This window comes from Mesorhizobium terrae, assembly GCF_008727715.1.
Lineage (GTDB): Bacteria > Pseudomonadota > Alphaproteobacteria > Rhizobiales > Rhizobiaceae > Mesorhizobium > Mesorhizobium terrae.
The window spans coordinates 5,586,117-5,604,553 of record NZ_CP044218.1; the positions used below are offsets into that span (position 1 = coordinate 5,586,117).

The following is an 18,437-nucleotide window of genomic DNA, read 5'->3' on the forward strand; positions in this document are numbered from 1 at the left end:
AGTGCACTCAGACAGATCAGTTGCGTTCTATGCCAAGTGCAATGGACGCTCTGGAGAATCGGATCAACCAAAAAAACAACCAGCCCTTAGCCACGGCTACGGCAGATGGAGCAAGAGAGCATTCCACGAACAAAGGGCACCTCGCCTTTTCAAGAACGAGAAAGACATTGTGTCAGGTTTTGCACATTCTCAGCTCCCATGCGGGCAATCATCGCAAAGCGGGCATATGATGGTAATCGGGAGCACGCACAAAATCGCGTCATGCAAAGACCGCCTCAAGCTCTTCCCGATTTGGATAGGTTATCAGAACAGCCCGGTGCGGGCCATGAAAGACAAACATCGCGCCTGCAGCAACTGCGGAAGCACCACCATCCTTCACCGCTTTGCTGAAATCCGTAAGACTACCGGCGCCGCCCGAGGCAATTACGGGAATATTCACCGATTTGCTAACCGCCGATATCAGGTTGGTGTCATAACCCTTCATCGTTCCGTCGCGATCGATTGAAGTGAGAAGAATTTCACCCGCGCCTCGTTCCTGCGCATGCTTGCTCCAAGCGACGGGATCGAGTTTGGTCGTCTTCGATCCACTGCTTGAAAAGACCTTATAATGACCCAAGAAATTTCTTTTGACATCAACAGAAACGATCACGGCTTGGCTACCGAATTCCCGGGCAGCGGCCTCGATCACGCTCGGATCATGAATTGCAGCACTATTGATAATGATTTTCTCGACACCAGTATTAAGGATTCGTCGCATTTCCTCGATCGTTCGAATCCCGCCTCCGTACGCAACAGGCATGAAGCATTCACTTGCTATGCTCTCCACGACTTCATAAGCGGGACCCTTTCCCTCTCTGGTTGCACTTATGTCAAGCAAAACTAGTTCGTCGACCTCTTTGTCGTTGAATATCTTTATGGCGTTGATGGGATCTCCTACATATTTGGGTTTGGCGAAATTCGTGGTTTTCACCAGTCCTGCGCCACGAAGTAGCAATGTGGGAATCACGCGAATCCTCAACATCTAGCCTAAAGACCCCGCTATCGATTTCAGTTCTGTCGCATACCTATTCGAGACAGCTATCGCCGCTCGACAAACCTCTTTAGAAACCACATTCCGAACTTATGGCTCTTCTCGGGATGGAATTGTGCAGCGATTACGTTCCCCGCAGCGATCGACGCAGTAATTGCTGCCTTCCCGTAACGGGCCTCCAATAGTACGTCATCTTGGCTGTCGCATACCACGTGATAGGAATGAGCAAAATAAAATCGAGCGCTGGTTGGTAGAGCGCTCGCAAAGACATCATCTTTTCTTACAAAAACTTCGTTCCATCCCATATGTGGAACCTTGAGATCAGGATCATCCCGCTGGTCAAACCGTTTTGCAACCGCGTTTAGCCAACCGAGACCATTTAAAGTACCCTCCTCACTACCTCGGGTCATCAATTGCATGCCGAGACAGACACCAAGCACAGGCACCTTCTGCACCAGTGCCTTCTCGGTTAATATGGGCACCATGCCGCTCTCGTTGAGCCTCTTCATTCCAGCGTCAAAAGAGCCGACCCCAGGCAAGATTATCTTGTCAGCATCTCGAAGTTCCCCTGACGTCGACGCCAATCTGGAAGAAGCCCCAATCTTCTTTAACATGTTCTGCATGGAGCCGAGGTTACTCGTCCCATAATCAACAATAGTTATCATCGGGAAGCCATCTCTCTTTCTAGCCCATCAAGGATATTCTGACGTCTGAGGTGACACACAGCCAAAATCGCGCACCCTAACGATATCGGCGAGATGTTGCGGCGACTTGAGAAGGTAGGCGCTTCCTTCGTTGAGAAGATCTTGCACAGCTTGGTATCCTGGCCATGGGGACAACGGCAGTTGGAGTTCTAATCCCGAGTGAATCGTAGTGCAGGCCGAAAACACGCTCACATGCAAATCAGGCAAGGCAATCACCTCGTGCGTCACGGGACTATCATTACCCGAACCGATAGTCACACGCCTGTCTGATCGGATTACCGGGTCATCAAATTCCGCGGCAGAATCACATAATGTCCGCCTCTTAAACACGTTGAGTTTTCTCTGAAGATAACTAGAACTGAATTCCGCTAGGCTCAGCCCGCCAACAAGCAGCTCAGACGTCTTCCGCAGCACGGCTCGACCGTGGGACTCAACCGAAAAACAACCAAGGTTGGCACGGCCGATTAACAACGACGTGCAGTCAAACACCGCCCGCCCATAGGCGTTTCTTTCATTAAGCTCCAGTCGTCCGGCGTCCAATGACGACATCTCGCCACCAGGAACAGCGTCGATCAGATCATCAAAATAGACGTCGAAACGGCCGCACCCATCGTGACCTCTTAACCCCGAATTCGATGTCTTTCCAATGTAACGGAATCCGCGCGGCGCCCTGACGTAACCCCAGCCTCCCTGAAAAAGCGCCCGAATGAGAGAAGCTATTGTCATCGGGATCCGACGCAAGCCCAGATTCTGAAGTGCCAAGCCAATTTCGAAACGCAGAAACCGCCAGAGCGAAATACCGTCGACGACCAAATCGCAAACGTGGTTGTGCGTCTCAAAACCGCGAAGCAGCGAAGCCATTTCCGGCTCCGACCTGGTCGCCCTTGATAGGGCCATCATCTCATTCCGAATATGTCTGCGACAAGCTTCATCGATTCCCACGAATCGTCGATCGTAGCGAGTGAGTGCATTTGCCCTCGCACAGCGGCAGCGGCCTGCATTGCCTGCCAGCGGAGACCCGGTTTGAACATGGTGTCGTCCTGGCTAATTTCGAGCGGAATCTGCGTACGTGTTTCGCGGAGTTGTAGGCTCCCCTGCTCCAAAGGGCGCAATTCAAGTCTTTTGTGAGGCGTGGTTATAGTTAGGCTCCACGGTCCGGGCCCATTCCATATACCTTCGTAAAGGCCAACATCACCGCTATCGAAGGTCACCTTGGCTATGACAACTCCCGGTTCCTTCGGATTCCAGGCGATAACCGGCGTGACGTCGATGATCTTGCCTCGGCCGAAAACCCTGAAATAGTCGATTACGTGAATGGAATTGGCGAACATGTAGTTTTCGGCCACCAATTCAGGCTGACCATGGTTGCGCATGGCTGCCTCCTGATCTTGCTGATCAACCACTTTGATGAACCGTGGGGCATCGACATTTTCCAATGCCTTTAGAGCCTCGCGGGTCGATGAATACGCGCGGCGATTGAATGCCACATAAACGTTGCGACCACGCGCGGCGTCTCGAATAGACGTCGCATCAGCCAAGTTGTAACCGGCGGGCTTTTCCAGAAGCACTGACCACGGATGGGCAAAGCACTGACTTGCGACAGCAGCCGTCGACAGTTCAGGAACCGTGACCACCACTAAATCTGCCTTGGTAGCCTCATACAGAGTCTGAATCGAAGGATATGCAGGAATATTGAATTCCTTACCCAACTGCGCAGCGCGTTCATGTGTGCGGGATACTATTCCCGCTAACCGCACCCCGGACAAACCCTCGAATGCGCGCAAATGTTCGCGCGCCATATAACCAGCACCGATCACTGCGATAGAAATGTCCAGCACGTTACTTCCTTCTTAAGGATACTGCGTTGTTCGCATGGAAACACGATCGCCGGCGCCGCCAGCAATCAGCGTGTTATTCGCCTTTTCCAGGTGTTGGCAACCGAAAATCCGATTGGTGCCAAGACGCAAAGGGCGCAGGCCACGGCATCGGATGGGCTCTCCGAGCAACAAAAAAATGTTCCGGCAAACATTATCATCTGCACGAACAGAAACGTCTGCTCAACTCCAGCAAGGCCATTGCTCTTCAATAGCAGCTAGGAAGCGCGGATTTGAGCATGCCTGCGGTGGCGGATAACAGCAAGAACGGAAGCTCCTCTCCGCCCCTGCCAAACCATGGCTAACCCCAGAATGAGCAATAGTGAAAGCCCAAGATCAAGCGTGGCTTGAGTCAACCTGAGCAAGCCGAACCGCTACGGTTTCCGTGCAGATTGCCAAATGGAAAGTTGTATTTGAATAGCCAACCTGCTGCCGAGGTCAGCACCGCGATCATAAGCCACTCCAACGGCAACTTGGTGAACTCAAACAGCCAGTTGGCGAGGAAAAAGACTGCAAAAAACAACAGTTTCGCTGACCGCAAGGATCAGTGAGCGGGATACGACATAACGGGGAAAGTCGATCACCCCCGGTCAAAGAAACGCATGCGACTGCACCGCGTACACTTAGGCCATTAAAGCACCAAGCATCTGTACGACGACAGCGAACATCGCTACCATACCATAATCTTCTGGTGGAAGCCTCCTCGTCAAGATGGGCAGTGGTAATTACGGAACCGCTGCCGCGAGCGCACTTGTAACAACGTAGATAGTCGCAGATTGGAGGATGCTTTCGCCGAACTCATCCGGGAAAGAACCCCCCTATAGCATCCGCCACCCGATCAATATCCGAATTCGACATATGCTCGCCAATTGGCAGGGAAAGCAATTCCCTGTCACTTCGGCATGCGAACATGTCTTCCTTCGCTTGAGGATGCTTCCTGTAGGCAGGCAGCTTAGGCAACGCTATAGGGTAATGAACCCCTGTTTGAATGCCCCGGTCGCCAAGATGCTTGGCAAGCTCATCACGTCGTTCTGTTCGAACAACAAAAAGATGATAAACTTGCTTTGCCCAATTCTTTCGAATCGGCAAGGTCAACTCCGGAAATCCGGACAACACCTCAAGATACCGGTCTGCAAGAGCGATTCGCTTATTTGTCCACGCGTCCAGATGCTTTAATTTGACTGACAGGATGGCAGCTTGCATGCCGTCAAGCCTCGAGTTTCGCCCTTCAAATTCATGGTCATATTTCGCGACGCGGCCGTGATTGGCAATCATCCGCATCCGCCGCGCTAGATCAATATCGCTGGTTGTAATCGCGCCAGCGTCGCCATACGCACCCAGATTCTTTCCGGGATAGAAGCTGAACGTCGCCACATCCCCGAGCGTGCCAACTTTTCGACCGCGGCATTCGGCACCATGCGCTTGAGCGCTGTCTTCGATAACCTTTATTCCGTATTCACCAGCAAGCCCCATGATCTCGTCCATGTCACAGGGATGACCATATAGATGGACTGCAATAATTGCTTTAGTATGGACAGATAGTTTATCGCGCACCGTTTCCGCGGTTAGCGTATAACTGTGCGGGTCGACATCGGCGAACACGATTTTATGTCCTGCCCGGCCGACCGCCTCGGATGTAGCGATAAAACTATTGGCTGGTACAATAATCTCGCTATCGGCTGGCAACCCGAGCGCTTCTATCGCGATCTCCAGGGCATCGGTGCCGTTAGCAACGCCAATGCAGTCCGATGAACCCACCCAATTCCCGAAGTCTTCCTCGAACTGACGAACGTGACGCCCGCCTATGAAAGCTGATTCTTCGATAACGGCGGCAATGGCCGCGTCGATCTCCGGTTTTATCGACTGATATTGCGTATTGAGGTCAAGAAACTTGATCATGGCAGATCCTTGATCTTGCGGGCCGGGTTGCCAGCATAAATGGCGGCTTCAGTGATATCTTTGGTGACGACTGCGCCGGCACCGATAACGGCCCGATCACATATATATACTGGCAGTATCGTAGCGTTGCTGCCGATCGAGACCCGGTTTCCAACCCGTGTTGATTGCCATAGGCTCTTATCGCCACGCGCAGGCCCCCCGCGCGAAAACCGGTCATTGATAAACATCACACCGTGACCGATGAAGCAGTCTTCCCCGATGCTTGTGAATTCACATACGAAGCTGTGCGACTGTATTCTGCTACCCCGGCCGACGGTGACCGATTTCTGAATTTCCACAAAGGGGCCGATGAACACTTCGTCCTCGACATTGCAGCCGTAGAGGTTGCACGGCTCGATAACGGTGACGTCACGCCCGAACGATACATCTACGATTCCCGCCGAGAGGCGTCTAACGTCAGCCATCGCGTCTACCCAGCAAAGGAAAGACCGGGGCGGACTTGAGATCGATTCGCTGTCCTGTTTCGATAGACTTATAGATCGCGTGAATAAGTTGGAGACTCCGTCGTCCTTGGGTGCCGTCAACTAGATGCGGTACTGATCGATCCAAACAATCAACCACATGCTGATAATAGGCTTGATGGCCGAAGCCGTAGACGCTTGGAGGATTGACTGAGTATCTTTCCAACACCTCTGCGTCCCCTTCCTCTTCGTGAGTAAAACGCCAAGTCAGCATCTTGTTGACCGCAAAGCCACCAATTACGACAGTGCCTTCTGACCCCAAAATGGACAAGGAACCCTCTAGATCTGTTGGGCGTGCAGCTGTTGTCGCTTCTATGACCCCGAGTGCTCCGCTAGCGAATTTCAAAGTCGCGATGGCAGTATCTTCTGCTTCGATATGGGCAAGGGACGTTGTTGCCATCCCCTGAACTGACTCCACTTCGCCCATCATCCATTCCAATAGATCTATATGATGACTGGCCTGGTTGGTCAGCACACCACCATCGAGCGCCCAGGTACCTCGCCACGAAGCTTGATCATAATACGATTGCGGTCGACACCAGCGTACCCTCACGGTGCCAAGGACCAGTTTGCCAAAGCGACCACGCTGCAGAGCATCACGTAACTTAATCACAGGGACGTTGAAACGGTTCTGCTTGACGACGAACAGCCTTACATTCGCCTCCTCGCATGCAAGAATCATCCTATCAGCATCGTCTAGGCTCAAAGCCATCGGCTTTTCAACGACGATTGGCATGCCATAACCTGCAAGCTCTATGACCTGGTCGGGGTGTTTTCCGCTTTCAGTCAAAACGGACACTGCGTTTACCAAACCCGACCGCATCATTTCGTGCATATCGACGAACCAAGGAACTCCGAATTCGTCAGCGATGGCCTTGGCTCTCTCTGGCACAACGTCGCAAACTGCGCCCAGCGAGGCACCGGGAACAGCCTTGTGTCCAAGCAGTTCCGAATGTCTCTTTGCTATGCGGCCACATCCAACAAGACCAAACTTCCAACGATCCATATCGTTGCGTTCCTGACTATCGGGCGACACCAGTCGTACTGGCTACCGCACAGTTGCTGTAAAAATTTATGACGAAGGACGAACCGTCTGACGACCGATCGAATAGTAGACGATGCCCGCCGATCGCATTCGTGAGGGTTCGTATATGTTGCGCCCATCTATCACGATCGGATGGGCTAGAGTGTGAGTAAACAGCGAGGGTTCGACTGTCCGGAAGGCCTTCCACTCGGTACATATCACCAGCGCATCGCTACCATGAAGCGCATCGATTGCAGTTTCACAAAGAACTAGGTCAGCCCGATCACCGTATATACGACTACATTCTTCCATCGCCTTCGGATCAAATGCCCGAACCCGAGCGCCCGCTGCCCACAAACTGTCCATCAGAGTTCGGCTTGGCGCTTCACGCATGTCGTCCGTATTTGGCTTAAAGGCGAGTCCCCAAACGGCGATTGTCTTTCCTGCCAGGTTCCCAGAGAATGCGTCAGAAACTTTGGCAAATAAATTTTGTTTTTGGTTTTCGTTGACCAACTCTACCGCGGCGAGCACGCCGGCATCCAGTCCCAAGCTCGCAGCGGAACGAGTGAGTGCCCTTATATCCTTAGGAAAGCAGGAGCCGCCGTAGCCACACCCCGGATATATGAAATGATAGCCTATCCGTGGATCAGAGCCGATGCCGATGCGCACATGCTCAATATCTGCTCCAATGCGCTCGGCGATATTCGCCAACTCATTCATGAGACTAATTTTGGTCGCCAGCATGGCATTTGCGGCATATTTAGTCAGTTCAGCCGACCGGATATCCATCGCAATTATTTTGTCGTGATTGCGATTATAAGGCGCATAGAGTTCGCGCATTAACTCTAGGGCTTGAGCAGTTTCTGCGCCAATGACGATACGTGTCGCCTTTGTAAAATCGTCGATTGCAGCACCCTCCTTGAGAAATTCAGGGTTTGAGCAAACATCAAAATCGATGCTCTGATTGCGTGCCATCAACTGCTTCTTGATCTCGCTTTCGACAGCGTCAGCCGTCCCAACGGGAACCGTAGACTTGTTTACGATGAGCTTGTATTCTCCCATATGGATGCCGATCGTTTGCGCGACCGCCATTACATAACGCAAGTCGGCACTCCCATCCTCGTCCGGCGGGGTTCCCACAGCGATAAACAATATGTTGCCATGGGCAACGCCTCTGGCAGCATCAGTTGTGAAATCCAGATTTCCGCCAACTCGATTGGTTTCGATCATCGCTCCCAGACCGGGCTCATAGATCGGCACAATGCCATCGCGCAGTTTCTCGATTTTATCCCGGTCGACGTCGACGCAAACAACATCATTGCCGACGTCGGCCAGGCACGCGCCTGTTACCAGTCCAACATAGCCGCTACCGAAAACCGTTATTTTCATCAAAGCCCAAATTCAGAATTGCTGCGTCGATCACAAAGACGCGGCTTAATGCCATTTTTCATTTTACATGTCGAGATTTTCAACGACCATACTCACCCGCGATACAACAGAAAACGGTTCCGCAAAAAGATTCACATACGCTTCGAGAATGAGCGCATGCAGATTCCAACCAGTCCACCACCGCCAACAACAGCAGCAACCTGAACCACAGGCGTGGGCCAAAAAACTGTCGCTATGGCCAACGCGCAAAGCACCAAATTGAGAGCAAAGACCGTCGAAGAGATGCGCAGCGCCGAAAGACCGCTATCCGCCGCTCTTTGATAATAATGGGTACGGTGCGCCTTCCAAAGCTGCTCGCGATTCACCAAACGCCGGCAGGCAGTCACCGTTGCGTCGGCACAAAAATACAAAGGCAGAAGGATTGCTACCGCCCAATACCCTTGCGCCGCTGTTTCATACAACAACCAAGCTACGATAAGCCCTATTGGAAGCGATCCAACATCCCCCAAGAACAGCTTTGCTCGCGGCCAGTTGAATAAAGCAAAACCCAATAAGGAGCCACAAAGCGCCACAGCTACTAAACTTTCCAACGACCCCAAAAATCCGAACCATCCCAACAATCCGATACAAGCAGTAAGGGGCACCATTTCGCCGACCACAATAAGGTCCACGCCATCCATAAAATTTACTAGATTGATAAACCAAGTACCAGCAAGTATCGTAACCAGAAAAACAACCTGGTACGGCATATATGCTTCTAGAATATTTGACCCATCTACCCCCCACATAAGAACGACTGCAACTGCGGCAACCTGGCCAATGAATCGCACCAAAGGTGGCACATCCCATTTGTCGTCCAGAGCCCCAACGATAGCCAAGAAAACCGCTGAACAAGCTAAGATGTGCAGCCGCAATCCATTAACGTTGTAATCTGAGGCGACAATACCGATCCAGACGCACAGCACCGTCACGATCACCACAGCTGCGCCACCTCCCTGAGGGGTCGGAACGCGATGTCCTGACCGCTCGTTCGGTTGAGCCGTCAAGTAACGCGCGAAAACCGGCATCATCGCAAAAGTGAGACCGGCACATAAAACAAAAGACAAAAGAATGATAACGATCAAAATGACCATAACGCGCTCGTCAATTTTTCAGCAACTTAGGTTTCGGCCGCCAAGGCTCTTCAAACAGAGCGGCCATTGTCTAATGTCGTCAAACCATCCAGGTCAAGACAGCCGCCCGATCAACGCGCTCCGCGTCCACGATCAACGAGACATCAAATCGAAGCCTCGAACCACGAATCGTCGCGTCATCACCTTCAAAAGCTAATGCCGATCACGTAAAAGGTGGAAGGCATATTGCCAGATGCCTTGTTGACATAATTTGCTCGTTGTATGCCGGCCTGCGAGTATGCCCATTTGAAGATCGAGTAAGAGAACATTGTCCAGGAAAATCACTCTGCGCCGTTTGGCAAATCTCTGCGACATTGCAGTTGCAGCACTGGCATTTCTAGCCGCTTATATAACCGCTTATGGCAGCATTTCGGCTGTTGACGCCGGCGGGGTTCTCATCAAGACTTTTGCATTTGCTGCTGTTAGCGGCATCATGTTCTGGGTATTCGGACTAACGCGAGGGTCTTGGCGCTATGTTTCAATCCCGGATGTTATCTCAATCATCAAAGCTTCGCTTTTCGCCATAGCTATCTACACCATCGGCGCTTTTCTTCTCTTCCGCGGCGACAACATTCCTCGAAGCGTGCCAGTTCTCACTTTCTTTTTTCAGGTGGTAGGACTTTCAGCTGCGAGACTTGCTTACCGACTGAGTCTCGAACGAGCGGAGCTTTTTCCCGCAATTTCCAATTCACGGCGTCCGGGGGGTACTCGGCAAGTTCTGCTCCTTGGGCTGTCAGATCACGCGGAAAGTTTCATCCGAGCAGTAAACCGACAGCAAAATTCGAACATCAATGTCGTCGGAATTCTTGATGATTCCCATATCAATGAGGCACGTGCCGTCCGCGGAGTGCGGGTTGTAGGAGCGTTCAACGATCTTGAAGCAATACTTAGGCGACTGGCTGCTGGCCGGAAGCAGGTAACTGAGATTATCGTCACCGAAGATATGCCCGATCGCCGTCGACTGGGGGTAATTGTTGAGAAAGCGACTGCTTGTGGCCTGAAAATATCGAAAATACCAGACCACACGCAACCAGCGACACTTACCAATGGAACGGTTTTTGAACTGAAGCCCATCGAGCTGGAAGATTTACTGGGTCGTCCTGAGGTACATACCGATATCGACGGTGTCGCGCGATTGATCAAGGGCTGCAGGGTACTTGCGACCGGTGCGGGCGGCTCAATCGGCTCAGAACTTTGCCGACAGATCGCAACGTTTGGCCCAGATCAGTTAATCATCACGGACAGTTCCGAATTCCATCTTTATATGCTCGACAAGGAATTGCGTGAGACACATCCAAACCTCACGATTGTTACTCGCATTGCCAATGTTCGCGACGAGGGGCGCATCAACCAGCTATTTGCACAATTTAAGCCAAATGTCGTCTTCCACGCGGCCGCGCTGAAACACGTGCCGTTGGTCGAAGACAACCCTGTTGAAGGCGTGAAGACGAACGTCGTTGGCACCTGTAACGTAGCAAATGCGGCGGTGGCGAACGGAACATCCACTTTCGTTATGATATCAACGGATAAGGCTGTTAATCCGACCAACATTATGGGCGCTACGAAACGAGCGGCGGAGGCTTATTGTCAGTCTCTGGACGTAGGGTCCCCCCACACGCGTTTCAAGACAGTTCGGTTCGGCAATGTGCTTGGTTCCAATGGATCTGTTGTTCCACGCTTTCAGGAGCAGATCGCTACTGGCGGACCCGTGACTGTAACCCATCCACATATTGTTCGGTTCTTCATGACAATACCGGAGGCGGTACGGCTGGTTTTGCACGCATCTGCCCAAGCCATGGGGCGCCCAACTGAGCGCGGCAAGATAATGGTTCTTGACATGGGGGAGCCGGTCAAAATCGTCGACTTGGCCGAGCGAATGATCCAGTTAGCTGGCTTCAAGCCACACATCGACATTGACATAGTTTTTACCGGGTTACGCCCCGGCGAAAAATTGTACGAAGAGCTCTTCGATCCAACGGAAATACAGGATGGCCGTACCGAACAAGGTTACGTGATTGCCGCGCCGCGCGTGATCGACCAAGCGTTGCTTGAGCGAACACTGAAGGGTCTAACCGAAGCCGTAGAACGAAATGACGTAGAACGCAGCATCGATCTGCTTTCCCATATCGTGCCAGAATATCGTAGAGAGTATACCGACCCCACCCAACCAGTTTCAGAAACGGTTATGAAAAAACCTTAGTTATCGGCATCTATGGAATTCGATCTCCAGCAATCTAGTTTCGGTGTTTCTTCCCAATCGACAGTTCAAGATACTTTGGACGGCGATTGCTAGACATATTCGATCGTCCCCGATCGACTTAATGTCGAAATCTGTTCCCACAACGCTGACTGAACTCTATTCGACTCCAAGTAAAATGGAGACCTTAGGTTATGCCCCCGAAATTCGATGCCCGGTTCGAGCCCGCCTATGGGGTGGCGGTGGAGGTGGCGCCGGGCGTTTTGCGCGTCACTGCCAATAATCCAAGCCCGTTCACTTTCCATGGCACCAATTCCTACATCGTCGGTCGCGACACGTTGGCCGTCATCGATCCCGGGCCGGAGGACGAGGCGCATTTCAAGACATTGGTCGAGGCGATCGCCGGGCGGCCGGTAAGCCATATCTTCGTCAGCCACACACATCGCGATCACTCGCCGCTGGCCACCAGACTGAAGGCCGCGACCGGGGCCGTTGTCTTGGCCGAGGGGCCACACCGCCCGGCCCGGCCACTCAGGATAGGCGAGACCAATCCGCTCGATGCCAGCGCCGACACCGAATTCAGGCCCGACATCGCGCTGCCGGACGATTCCGTCATCACAGGCGACGACTGGGCGATCCGTACAGTTCTGACGCCCGGGCACACCGCCAACCATGCGGCCTTCGCCCTGGAAGGCACCGGCATCCTGTTCTCGGCCGACCATGTCATGGCCTGGGCGACCAGCATCGTGGCGCCGCCCGATGGCGCCATGGCCGACTATATGCGCTCGCTCGACCGCCTGCTGGAGCGGCACGACCGTGTGCTGCTGCCCGGCCATGGCGGACCGGTGACGGCGCCCAAAACCTTCATCCGCGGGCTAAAGGCGCACCGCAAGATGCGCGAGCGCGCGGTGCTGGAACGGCTGAAACAAGGCGACCGCACCATCAAGGCGGTGGTCGAGGCGATTTACCGCGAGACCGATCCCAGACTGCACGGCGCCGCCGGGCTCTCCGTGCTGGCGCATCTGGAAGATTTGGTGGCTCGCGGCCTTGTCGTCACCGAGGGCGCGATTTCTATCGACGGCGTCTATCTGCCGGCATCATAACACCTGTCGGCCCGGCGTCGCTGACAATGCTGCGATCGAAGCAGCGATCGAGCACCGTGCGTCCTCACGGACGCGCAAAGCACGCTCCAGCGCTTTGATTTGGCGCATGATCCTTCCCGAAAACTGCTCCGAATTCCGGGCCATGCGCCAGCCGCCGCTCAGGCCCGCCTCATTCACTGCGCCGCGGTGGCGCCGATCTGGGCGGAAACCTCCTGGTCGAGCTCGGTGAGGAAAGAGGTAATGCGCTGGGCGTTGTCGCCAAGGTCGTGGCGGCCGTAACGCGAGGCGGAACGCATATCGACCAGCGTCGTCTCGCCGTCGGCGGTGATGCGGATCGCCACATCGGAGGGCAGGTCGAGCCCAAGCGAGGTGGCCAGCGCGTTGATGGTTACCTCGATCTGGCCTTCCTGGGGCGCCGGCAGGTCGCCGACGATTGTCCAGCCGCGCCCGTCCAGCACGTTCTCCACCGCGTCGACCGTCTCGTCGAAAGGCAGGTCGTAGCGGTGGCCGGTCACCAGCGGATAGACATCCGCCTGCAGCCGCGCCTCGCCCGGCGTCGGCGCCGACAGCGCGTTCATGGCGGGCGTGCGCGTGCTGACGTCCAGTCGCGGCGGATTGTCGAGATCGGTCGAGATGTCGCGCAATGGCGGATAGGAGGCGATCCGATAGCCGGCATAGCCGTAGGGCGCCAGCACCAGCACCGCCAGCAAGGCGCCGACCGACAGGTTGCGTCCGCCGATGGCGCCATGGCTCCACAGCCTCGCCAGGGCGAAGCCGGCGAACAGTAGGGCAAATGCGGCCAGAATGGCGACCAGCGCCAGCACCCAGAGGAAGCCGCCGGTTTCGACCAAGCCATAATGGTGGCCGACCCAGGCTGTGATCAGCAGCACCGCCGAGAAGGCACCGGTGCGCCTGGACCAGCCAGCCGCCCTTGCCACCTGCCGTTCGGGATATTCCGTCATCGCCACCAGTTTCCCCAGTCCGGTCCGAGGTTTAGAGCGTTTCGGCGCCGGATTGAAGATGAAAGGCGGCAATCCTCTCGCCTTTTCCGGGGAGATCGATTCTCCCCAGGTCGTGGCCTAATCGGTCGGCAGGCGATAGTCGCGGAACTGGGCGCGCAGCGTGCTTTTCTGGATCTTGCCGGTGGCCGTGTGCGGGATCTCGGCGACGAAGGCGACGTCATCGGGCATCCACCATTTGGCGATCTTGCCCTGCATGAAGCCGAGGATCTCGTCCTTCGACAGATCCTTGCCGGGTTTCTTCACCACCACCAGCAGCGGCCGCTCGTCCCATTTGGAATGGCGCACGCCGATCGCCGCCGCCTCGGCGATGTCGGGATGACTGACCGCAAGGTTTTCGAGCTCGATGGTCGAAATCCACTCGCCGCCGGACTTGATGACATCCTTGGCACGGTCGGTGATCTGCATATAGCCGTTGGGATCGATATGAGCGACATCGCCGGTGTCGAACCAACCGTCGGCGTCGAATTGTTCGGTGCCCGCGCCGCCATAATAGGCGCGCGCCACCGCCGGGCCGCGCACCTTCAGTCGGCCGAAGGTCTTGCCGTCCCAGGGATGCTCGTTGTCATTGTCATCAGTCACCTTCATCTCGACGCCGAAAGGCGCGAAACCCTGGGTCTGCTGAATGTCGAGCCGCGCTTCGCCGGTCAGGCCGACATATTCCGGCTTCAGCGAACCCAGCGTGCCCAGCGGGCTCATCTCGGTCATGCCCCAGGCGTGGATGACCTGTACATCGTAGTTTTCCTGGAATTTCTGGGTGATGGCGCGCGGGCAGGCCGAACCGCCGATCACCACCTTGTCGAGATAGGGCAGCTTCTTGCCGGTCTCCTCCAGATATTGCAGCAGCATCAGCCACACCGTCGGCACGGCTGCGGTGAAACTCACCTTTTCGGTGTCGAGCAGTTCATAGATGGAGGCGCCATCCATCTTGCCGCCGGGCATCACCATCTTGGCGCCGATCATCGGGCCAGACTGGCCGAGCCCCCAGGCATTGGCGTGGAACATCGGCACCACCGGCATGATGACGGCGCGTGAAGAGATGCCCATCGCGTCGGGCATGGCCGCGATCATGGCGTGCAGCACATTGGAACGATGGCTGTAGAGGACGCCCTTGGGGTCGCCGGTCGTGCCGGAGGTGTAACACATGCCGGCGGCGGTGTTTTCGTCGAAGCTTGCCCAGCGGAAATCACCATCGGCTTCGGCCAGCCACTCCTCATAGGCCACGACATTGGGCAGCGCCGTTGCCGGCATGTGCGCGCTGTCGGTCAGGACGATCACCTTCTTCAGCGACGTCACCGAACCGGCGATCTTTTCCAGCAGCGGCATGAAGGTGAGGTCGACGAAGATCGCCCTATCCTCGGCGTGATTCATGATCCAGACGAGCTGTTCGGGGAACAGGCGTGGATTGAGCGTGTGATAGACGGCGCCGATGCCCATGATGCCGTACCAGGCCTCGATGTGGCGGGCCGTGTTCCAGGCGAGCGTGGCGATGCGGTCGCCGAGCCGGAAACCGTCGCGATCCAGGCGCTGCGCCACCTTTAGGGCGCGCTGCCTGATCTCGGCATAGGTGGTTCGCACGATCGGCCCCTCGCAGGAGCGCGAAACCACCTCGCGCTTGCCGTGCTGGGTGGCGGCATTGTCCAATATCTTGTGGCAAAGCAGCGGCCATTGCTGCATCAGTCCAAGCATGCGGTTCCTCCTCTTCTGTATTTTTTGCAGCATTGTGGAAGGAACTGCGGGAAAGTCCATAGTGCCGCAAGGTCAGTGGCACACCCCAAAAAGCCCAATACCCGGGCGAATCTGCCTCTACCATTGTCAAGTCGGCCAAAGTCTGCATAGATTTGAGACGGCGGGACGCAATTGGCGAGACGAATGAGGTTCGCATGGACCCGCAAATCGACGATAAAGCCCTGGAATCCGCGCTTGAAGAAAGCCTCGGCGAACTGACGTCGGTGCCCAAGGCGGTCTCCACCGAAGACTTTGCTTCCGTGGTAGATGGCGCGCTTGAAGCCGTCGGCGGAAAACTGCTGTTCAGCATGTGCGTGGCCAACAACGGCACCGACGAGCATGTCGCCGCCGCCTCGGTCGGCGAAGGCGAGAGCCGGCAGTTCCTGCTCTTGTCGCTGCCGACGCAAGGCGGCTCGCTAAAGGTGGAAACCGCATCCAAGAGCGACAACCCGGTGGCCGGCATCGCCGCCGCCTATGCCGGGCTGATGGATGCGTTGAAGGTCGCCGCGTAAGGTCGAGGCCTCTGCCGGCGACAGCGTCGCTGCATTGCTGGTTGGGCCCGCTGCCCTGCCCTATATTGGGCTTGAGCAACGGAGGTGCCTCATGGACCGAAATCCCTCGCCCGGCTTCAAGCGCAATCCCGGCCACACCATCACCGTCAGACCTTATCAGGGTACGGTGACCGTCGGTTTCGCCGGCGCGGTGATTGCGACCTCCGACCGTGCGCAACTTTTGCAAGAAGCGAACTATCCGCCGGTGCTCTACATGCCCTTCGCCGACATCCGCTTCGATGCGCTGACCCCGAGCGACACCTCGACCCATTGTCCCTACAAGGGCGACGCCAGCTACTGGAGCGCCGGCGCTGGCGGCGAAACGTGCAGGGATGTGATGTGGGCCTACCAGGACCCTTATGACGAGATGCTCGCCATCAAGGACAACGGTGCTTTCTATCCCGACCGGGTCGATATCCGGACAAGCGGGGCATAGTCCACCTAGGAGGCTCGCTCGGCTGCGAACCCAGCGATCATGCGGACGCACCGCTTCTTCGGCGCCAACTTCCACCCCGGGCCTGATCCAACTTCGAAAATGGCCAGCAGCAAAAGGTCCTTTTCTTGCGCGACGGTACCGATTCACGGCCGGCGACCTGGCTCTTCCGATAGGTCCGCCGAGGCCCAACCTGACGCGGCATATCCGCCGATACTGGGGCTTCGAACACAGGAATTCCGGGAAAGCATATGCACTACACGCTCCACGCCGCGCCAGGTTCGTGCTCCTTCGCGCCTCACATCGTGCTTGAAGAGATCGGCGGTCCTATTCGCTGGCGCTGATGTCGCCCGGGCATCCTGAAGCCAGAACCGAGGAGTTTCGCCGACTGAACCCGAAGGGGCGTATCCCGGTCCTGCTCGCCGTGAACTTCAACCTCACCGAAGCCCCGGCAATCCTCCTGCATCTTGGCCTCACCAATCCCGACGCGGGGCTATTGGGAAGCGATGCGCCGAGCATCGTCCGCTCGGTCGAGTGGTTCAACTGGCTGTCGAGCGCGGTTCACGCCGTGGCGGTTCGCATGGTCTGGCGACCCGATTTCTTCCTGCCAGACGAGACCCTGTACGAACCCCTGGTCAACAAGGGCAAGGAGCACCTGCTCTCGGCATTCACACTCATCGAAACCAAGCTGATGGACCGGACCTGGGCGGTGGGCGACAGCTACTCCGTCGTCGACCCCTATCTGCTGGTCTTCTACCGGTGGGGAAACCGCATGGCCATCGACATGCGCAACGGCTATCCGGCCTGGACCGCGCATGCCAGCCGCTTGGAAGCACGCGCGGCCGTGCAACGTGCCATGTCCCAGGAAGGGATATCGCTCTGGAAATAGGCCGGGCAGATCCCAAGTGCGAGCGACATACCGGCCTCGCTGATAGCGAGGCAATCTCTGTCCACTAACTCCGCTGCGGCGCGAGGCCATCAAGCAGGAAGTCGAGGCCCTTGCGGAAGGTGCCGTCCCAATCGTCGTCCAACAGCAGGCGGGAGCGTTCGATTGTCGGGTATCGTTCGCCGAGACGTGTCAGGCGCTGCTGCGCGGCGGCCCTGTCGTCGTCCGATGGGCCGAAGCTCGCCCGGGTGATGGTGGCGCCCATCACATAGTTCCAAAGCGACCATATCGCGGCGTTCAAATCCGCGTCCGTCACACCGGCTTTGGACAATGTCCTGCTCAAGAGCTCCAAGCGACCGAGGATATTCGGGCCGAGCGCCCGGCGCGGCAACAGCGACGCCGACCAGGGATGGCGCAGCATGTTCGCGCGCCAGTCTTCGAGCATGTGAGCGACTTCCGCACGCCAATCCCGAGATTCAACGATTTCAGGCGGTCCGCCATAGTCAAGCACCGCGTCGAGCGCCAGATCGAAGACATCCTCCTTGTTGTCGACGTGCCAATACAGGCTCATTACGCCCGAGCCAAGGCGATCGGCCAGCCCACGCATCGTCAATCCGTCCACCCCTGCGGCGTCCAGCAACTCCACCGCCGTCGCCACGATACGCTCGCGCGAAAGCGACGGTTCACCACGCGGCTCCTGCGCCGGCTGAGGCTGCGCACTTGTCCGTGGAGACCGGTTTTTGCGGGCGCCGCTAGGTTTGGCTGACATCCGTCTTCCTCGCTGATCGGAACCTCTGTTTTTGGCAGGCGACGTCAGGAATGTCGATGCCGGACGGTTGACTCGTACGTTGTACCATATAATGACTCGTATAACGTACGAGTCAATCGCGGGACGACGAGGTTGGAG

17 protein-coding genes are annotated in these 18,437 nt (G+C 56.0%); 5 read left to right on the plus strand and 12 right to left on the minus strand.

Going from position 1 to position 18,437, the window contains the following annotated elements; all coding sequences use genetic code 11:
• Positions 1–259: 259 nt before the first annotated feature.
• The 9 genes from FZF13_RS28025 to FZF13_RS28065 all read right to left on the minus strand — a co-directional run bounded on the left by FZF13_RS28025 (position 260) and on the right by FZF13_RS28065 (position 9,574).
• On the minus strand, positions 260–1,006 hold the full coding sequence (locus FZF13_RS28025; RefSeq protein WP_244440138.1) for an AglZ/HisF2 family acetamidino modification protein: 747 nt from the start codon (positions 1,004–1,006) through the stop codon (positions 260–262).
• 71 nt (positions 1,007–1,077) lie between these two features.
• Entirely contained in the window at positions 1,078–1,695 is a 618-nt protein-coding gene (gene hisH / locus FZF13_RS28030) for an imidazole glycerol phosphate synthase subunit HisH (RefSeq protein WP_024925197.1), read from the minus strand.
• A 27-nt stretch (positions 1,696–1,722) separates the two neighbouring features.
• Entirely contained in the window at positions 1,723–2,595 is an 873-nt protein-coding gene (locus tag FZF13_RS28035) for a hypothetical protein (protein WP_137901198.1), read from the minus strand.
• A 35-nt stretch (positions 2,596–2,630) separates the two neighbouring features.
• The gene (locus FZF13_RS28040) at positions 2,631–3,572 is read right to left on the minus strand and encodes a Gfo/Idh/MocA family protein (RefSeq protein ID WP_024925195.1); all 942 of its coding nucleotides are present in this window, start codon (positions 3,570–3,572) and stop codon (positions 2,631–2,633) included.
• 834 nt (positions 3,573–4,406) lie between these two features.
• Entirely contained in the window at positions 4,407–5,507 is a 1,101-nt protein-coding gene (locus FZF13_RS28045) for a DegT/DnrJ/EryC1/StrS family aminotransferase (protein ID WP_024925194.1), read from the minus strand.
• On the minus strand, positions 5,504–5,971 hold the full coding sequence (locus FZF13_RS28050; RefSeq protein WP_024925193.1) for an acyltransferase: 468 nt from the start codon (positions 5,969–5,971) through the stop codon (positions 5,504–5,506). The genes FZF13_RS28045 and FZF13_RS28050 overlap by 4 nt, the downstream gene beginning before the upstream one ends.
• On the minus strand, positions 5,964–7,034 hold the full coding sequence (locus FZF13_RS28055) for a Gfo/Idh/MocA family protein (protein ID WP_024925192.1): 1,071 nt from the start codon (positions 7,032–7,034) through the stop codon (positions 5,964–5,966). The genes FZF13_RS28050 and FZF13_RS28055 overlap by 8 nt, the downstream gene beginning before the upstream one ends.
• 66 nt (positions 7,035–7,100) lie before the next feature.
• A complete protein-coding gene (locus FZF13_RS28060) occupies positions 7,101–8,441 on the minus strand; it encodes a UDP-glucose dehydrogenase family protein (protein WP_024925191.1) in 1,341 nt (446 codons plus the stop codon).
• Between the two features lie 131 nt (positions 8,442–8,572).
• Positions 8,573–9,574 carry an MraY family glycosyltransferase gene (locus FZF13_RS28065; RefSeq protein WP_024925190.1) on the minus strand — a complete coding sequence of 334 codons (1,002 nt, stop codon included), beginning with the start codon at positions 9,572–9,574 and terminating at the stop codon, positions 8,573–8,575.
• Positions 9,575–9,881: 307 nt separating this feature from the next.
• Here FZF13_RS28065 and FZF13_RS28070 point away from each other — a divergent pair, with 307 nt between their 5' ends.
• Together FZF13_RS28070 and FZF13_RS28075 are read left to right on the plus strand one after the other, a co-directional pair.
• The gene (locus tag FZF13_RS28070; protein WP_244431222.1) at positions 9,882–11,813 is read left to right on the plus strand and encodes a polysaccharide biosynthesis protein; all 1,932 of its coding nucleotides are present in this window, start codon (positions 9,882–9,884) and stop codon (positions 11,811–11,813) included.
• A gap of 191 nt (positions 11,814–12,004) precedes the next feature.
• A complete protein-coding gene (locus FZF13_RS28075) occupies positions 12,005–12,913 on the plus strand; it encodes an MBL fold metallo-hydrolase (RefSeq protein ID WP_024925188.1) in 909 nt (302 codons plus the stop codon).
• A 173-nt stretch (positions 12,914–13,086) separates the two neighbouring features.
• Here the strand turns inward: FZF13_RS28075 and FZF13_RS28080 are convergent, their stop codons facing one another.
• Together FZF13_RS28080 and FZF13_RS28085 are read right to left on the minus strand one after the other, a co-directional pair.
• Positions 13,087–13,875: a DUF1499 domain-containing protein gene (locus tag FZF13_RS28080; protein ID WP_024925187.1), complete on the minus strand. Its 789-nt coding sequence runs from the start codon at positions 13,873–13,875 to the stop codon at positions 13,087–13,089.
• 117 nt (positions 13,876–13,992) lie between these two features.
• Positions 13,993–15,621 carry a fatty-acid--CoA ligase gene (locus FZF13_RS28085; protein ID WP_024925186.1) on the minus strand — a complete coding sequence of 543 codons (1,629 nt, stop codon included), beginning with the start codon at positions 15,619–15,621 and terminating at the stop codon, positions 13,993–13,995.
• A gap of 194 nt (positions 15,622–15,815) precedes the next feature.
• Here FZF13_RS28085 and FZF13_RS28090 point away from each other — a divergent pair, with 194 nt between their 5' ends.
• The 3 genes from FZF13_RS28090 to FZF13_RS28100 all read left to right on the plus strand — a co-directional run bounded on the left by FZF13_RS28090 (position 15,816) and on the right by FZF13_RS28100 (position 17,533).
• Positions 15,816–16,172 (plus strand): hypothetical protein, encoded by a 357-nt coding sequence (locus FZF13_RS28090; RefSeq protein WP_024925185.1) that lies wholly within the window; start codon positions 15,816–15,818, stop codon positions 16,170–16,172.
• Between the two features lie 91 nt (positions 16,173–16,263).
• On the plus strand, positions 16,264–16,647 hold the full coding sequence (locus FZF13_RS28095; RefSeq protein ID WP_024925184.1) for a DUF427 domain-containing protein: 384 nt from the start codon (positions 16,264–16,266) through the stop codon (positions 16,645–16,647).
• 340 nt (positions 16,648–16,987) lie between these two features.
• Positions 16,988–17,533, plus strand: coding sequence for a glutathione S-transferase family protein (locus FZF13_RS28100; RefSeq protein WP_051504852.1), 546 nt, complete (start codon positions 16,988–16,990; stop codon positions 17,531–17,533).
• A gap of 64 nt (positions 17,534–17,597) precedes the next feature.
• On the opposite strand, the gene FZF13_RS28105 is transcribed toward FZF13_RS28100, so the two are convergent.
• Positions 17,598–18,299 carry a TetR/AcrR family transcriptional regulator gene (locus FZF13_RS28105; RefSeq protein WP_024925183.1) on the minus strand — a complete coding sequence of 234 codons (702 nt, stop codon included), beginning with the start codon at positions 18,297–18,299 and terminating at the stop codon, positions 17,598–17,600.
• Positions 18,300–18,437: the final 138 nt, after the last annotated feature.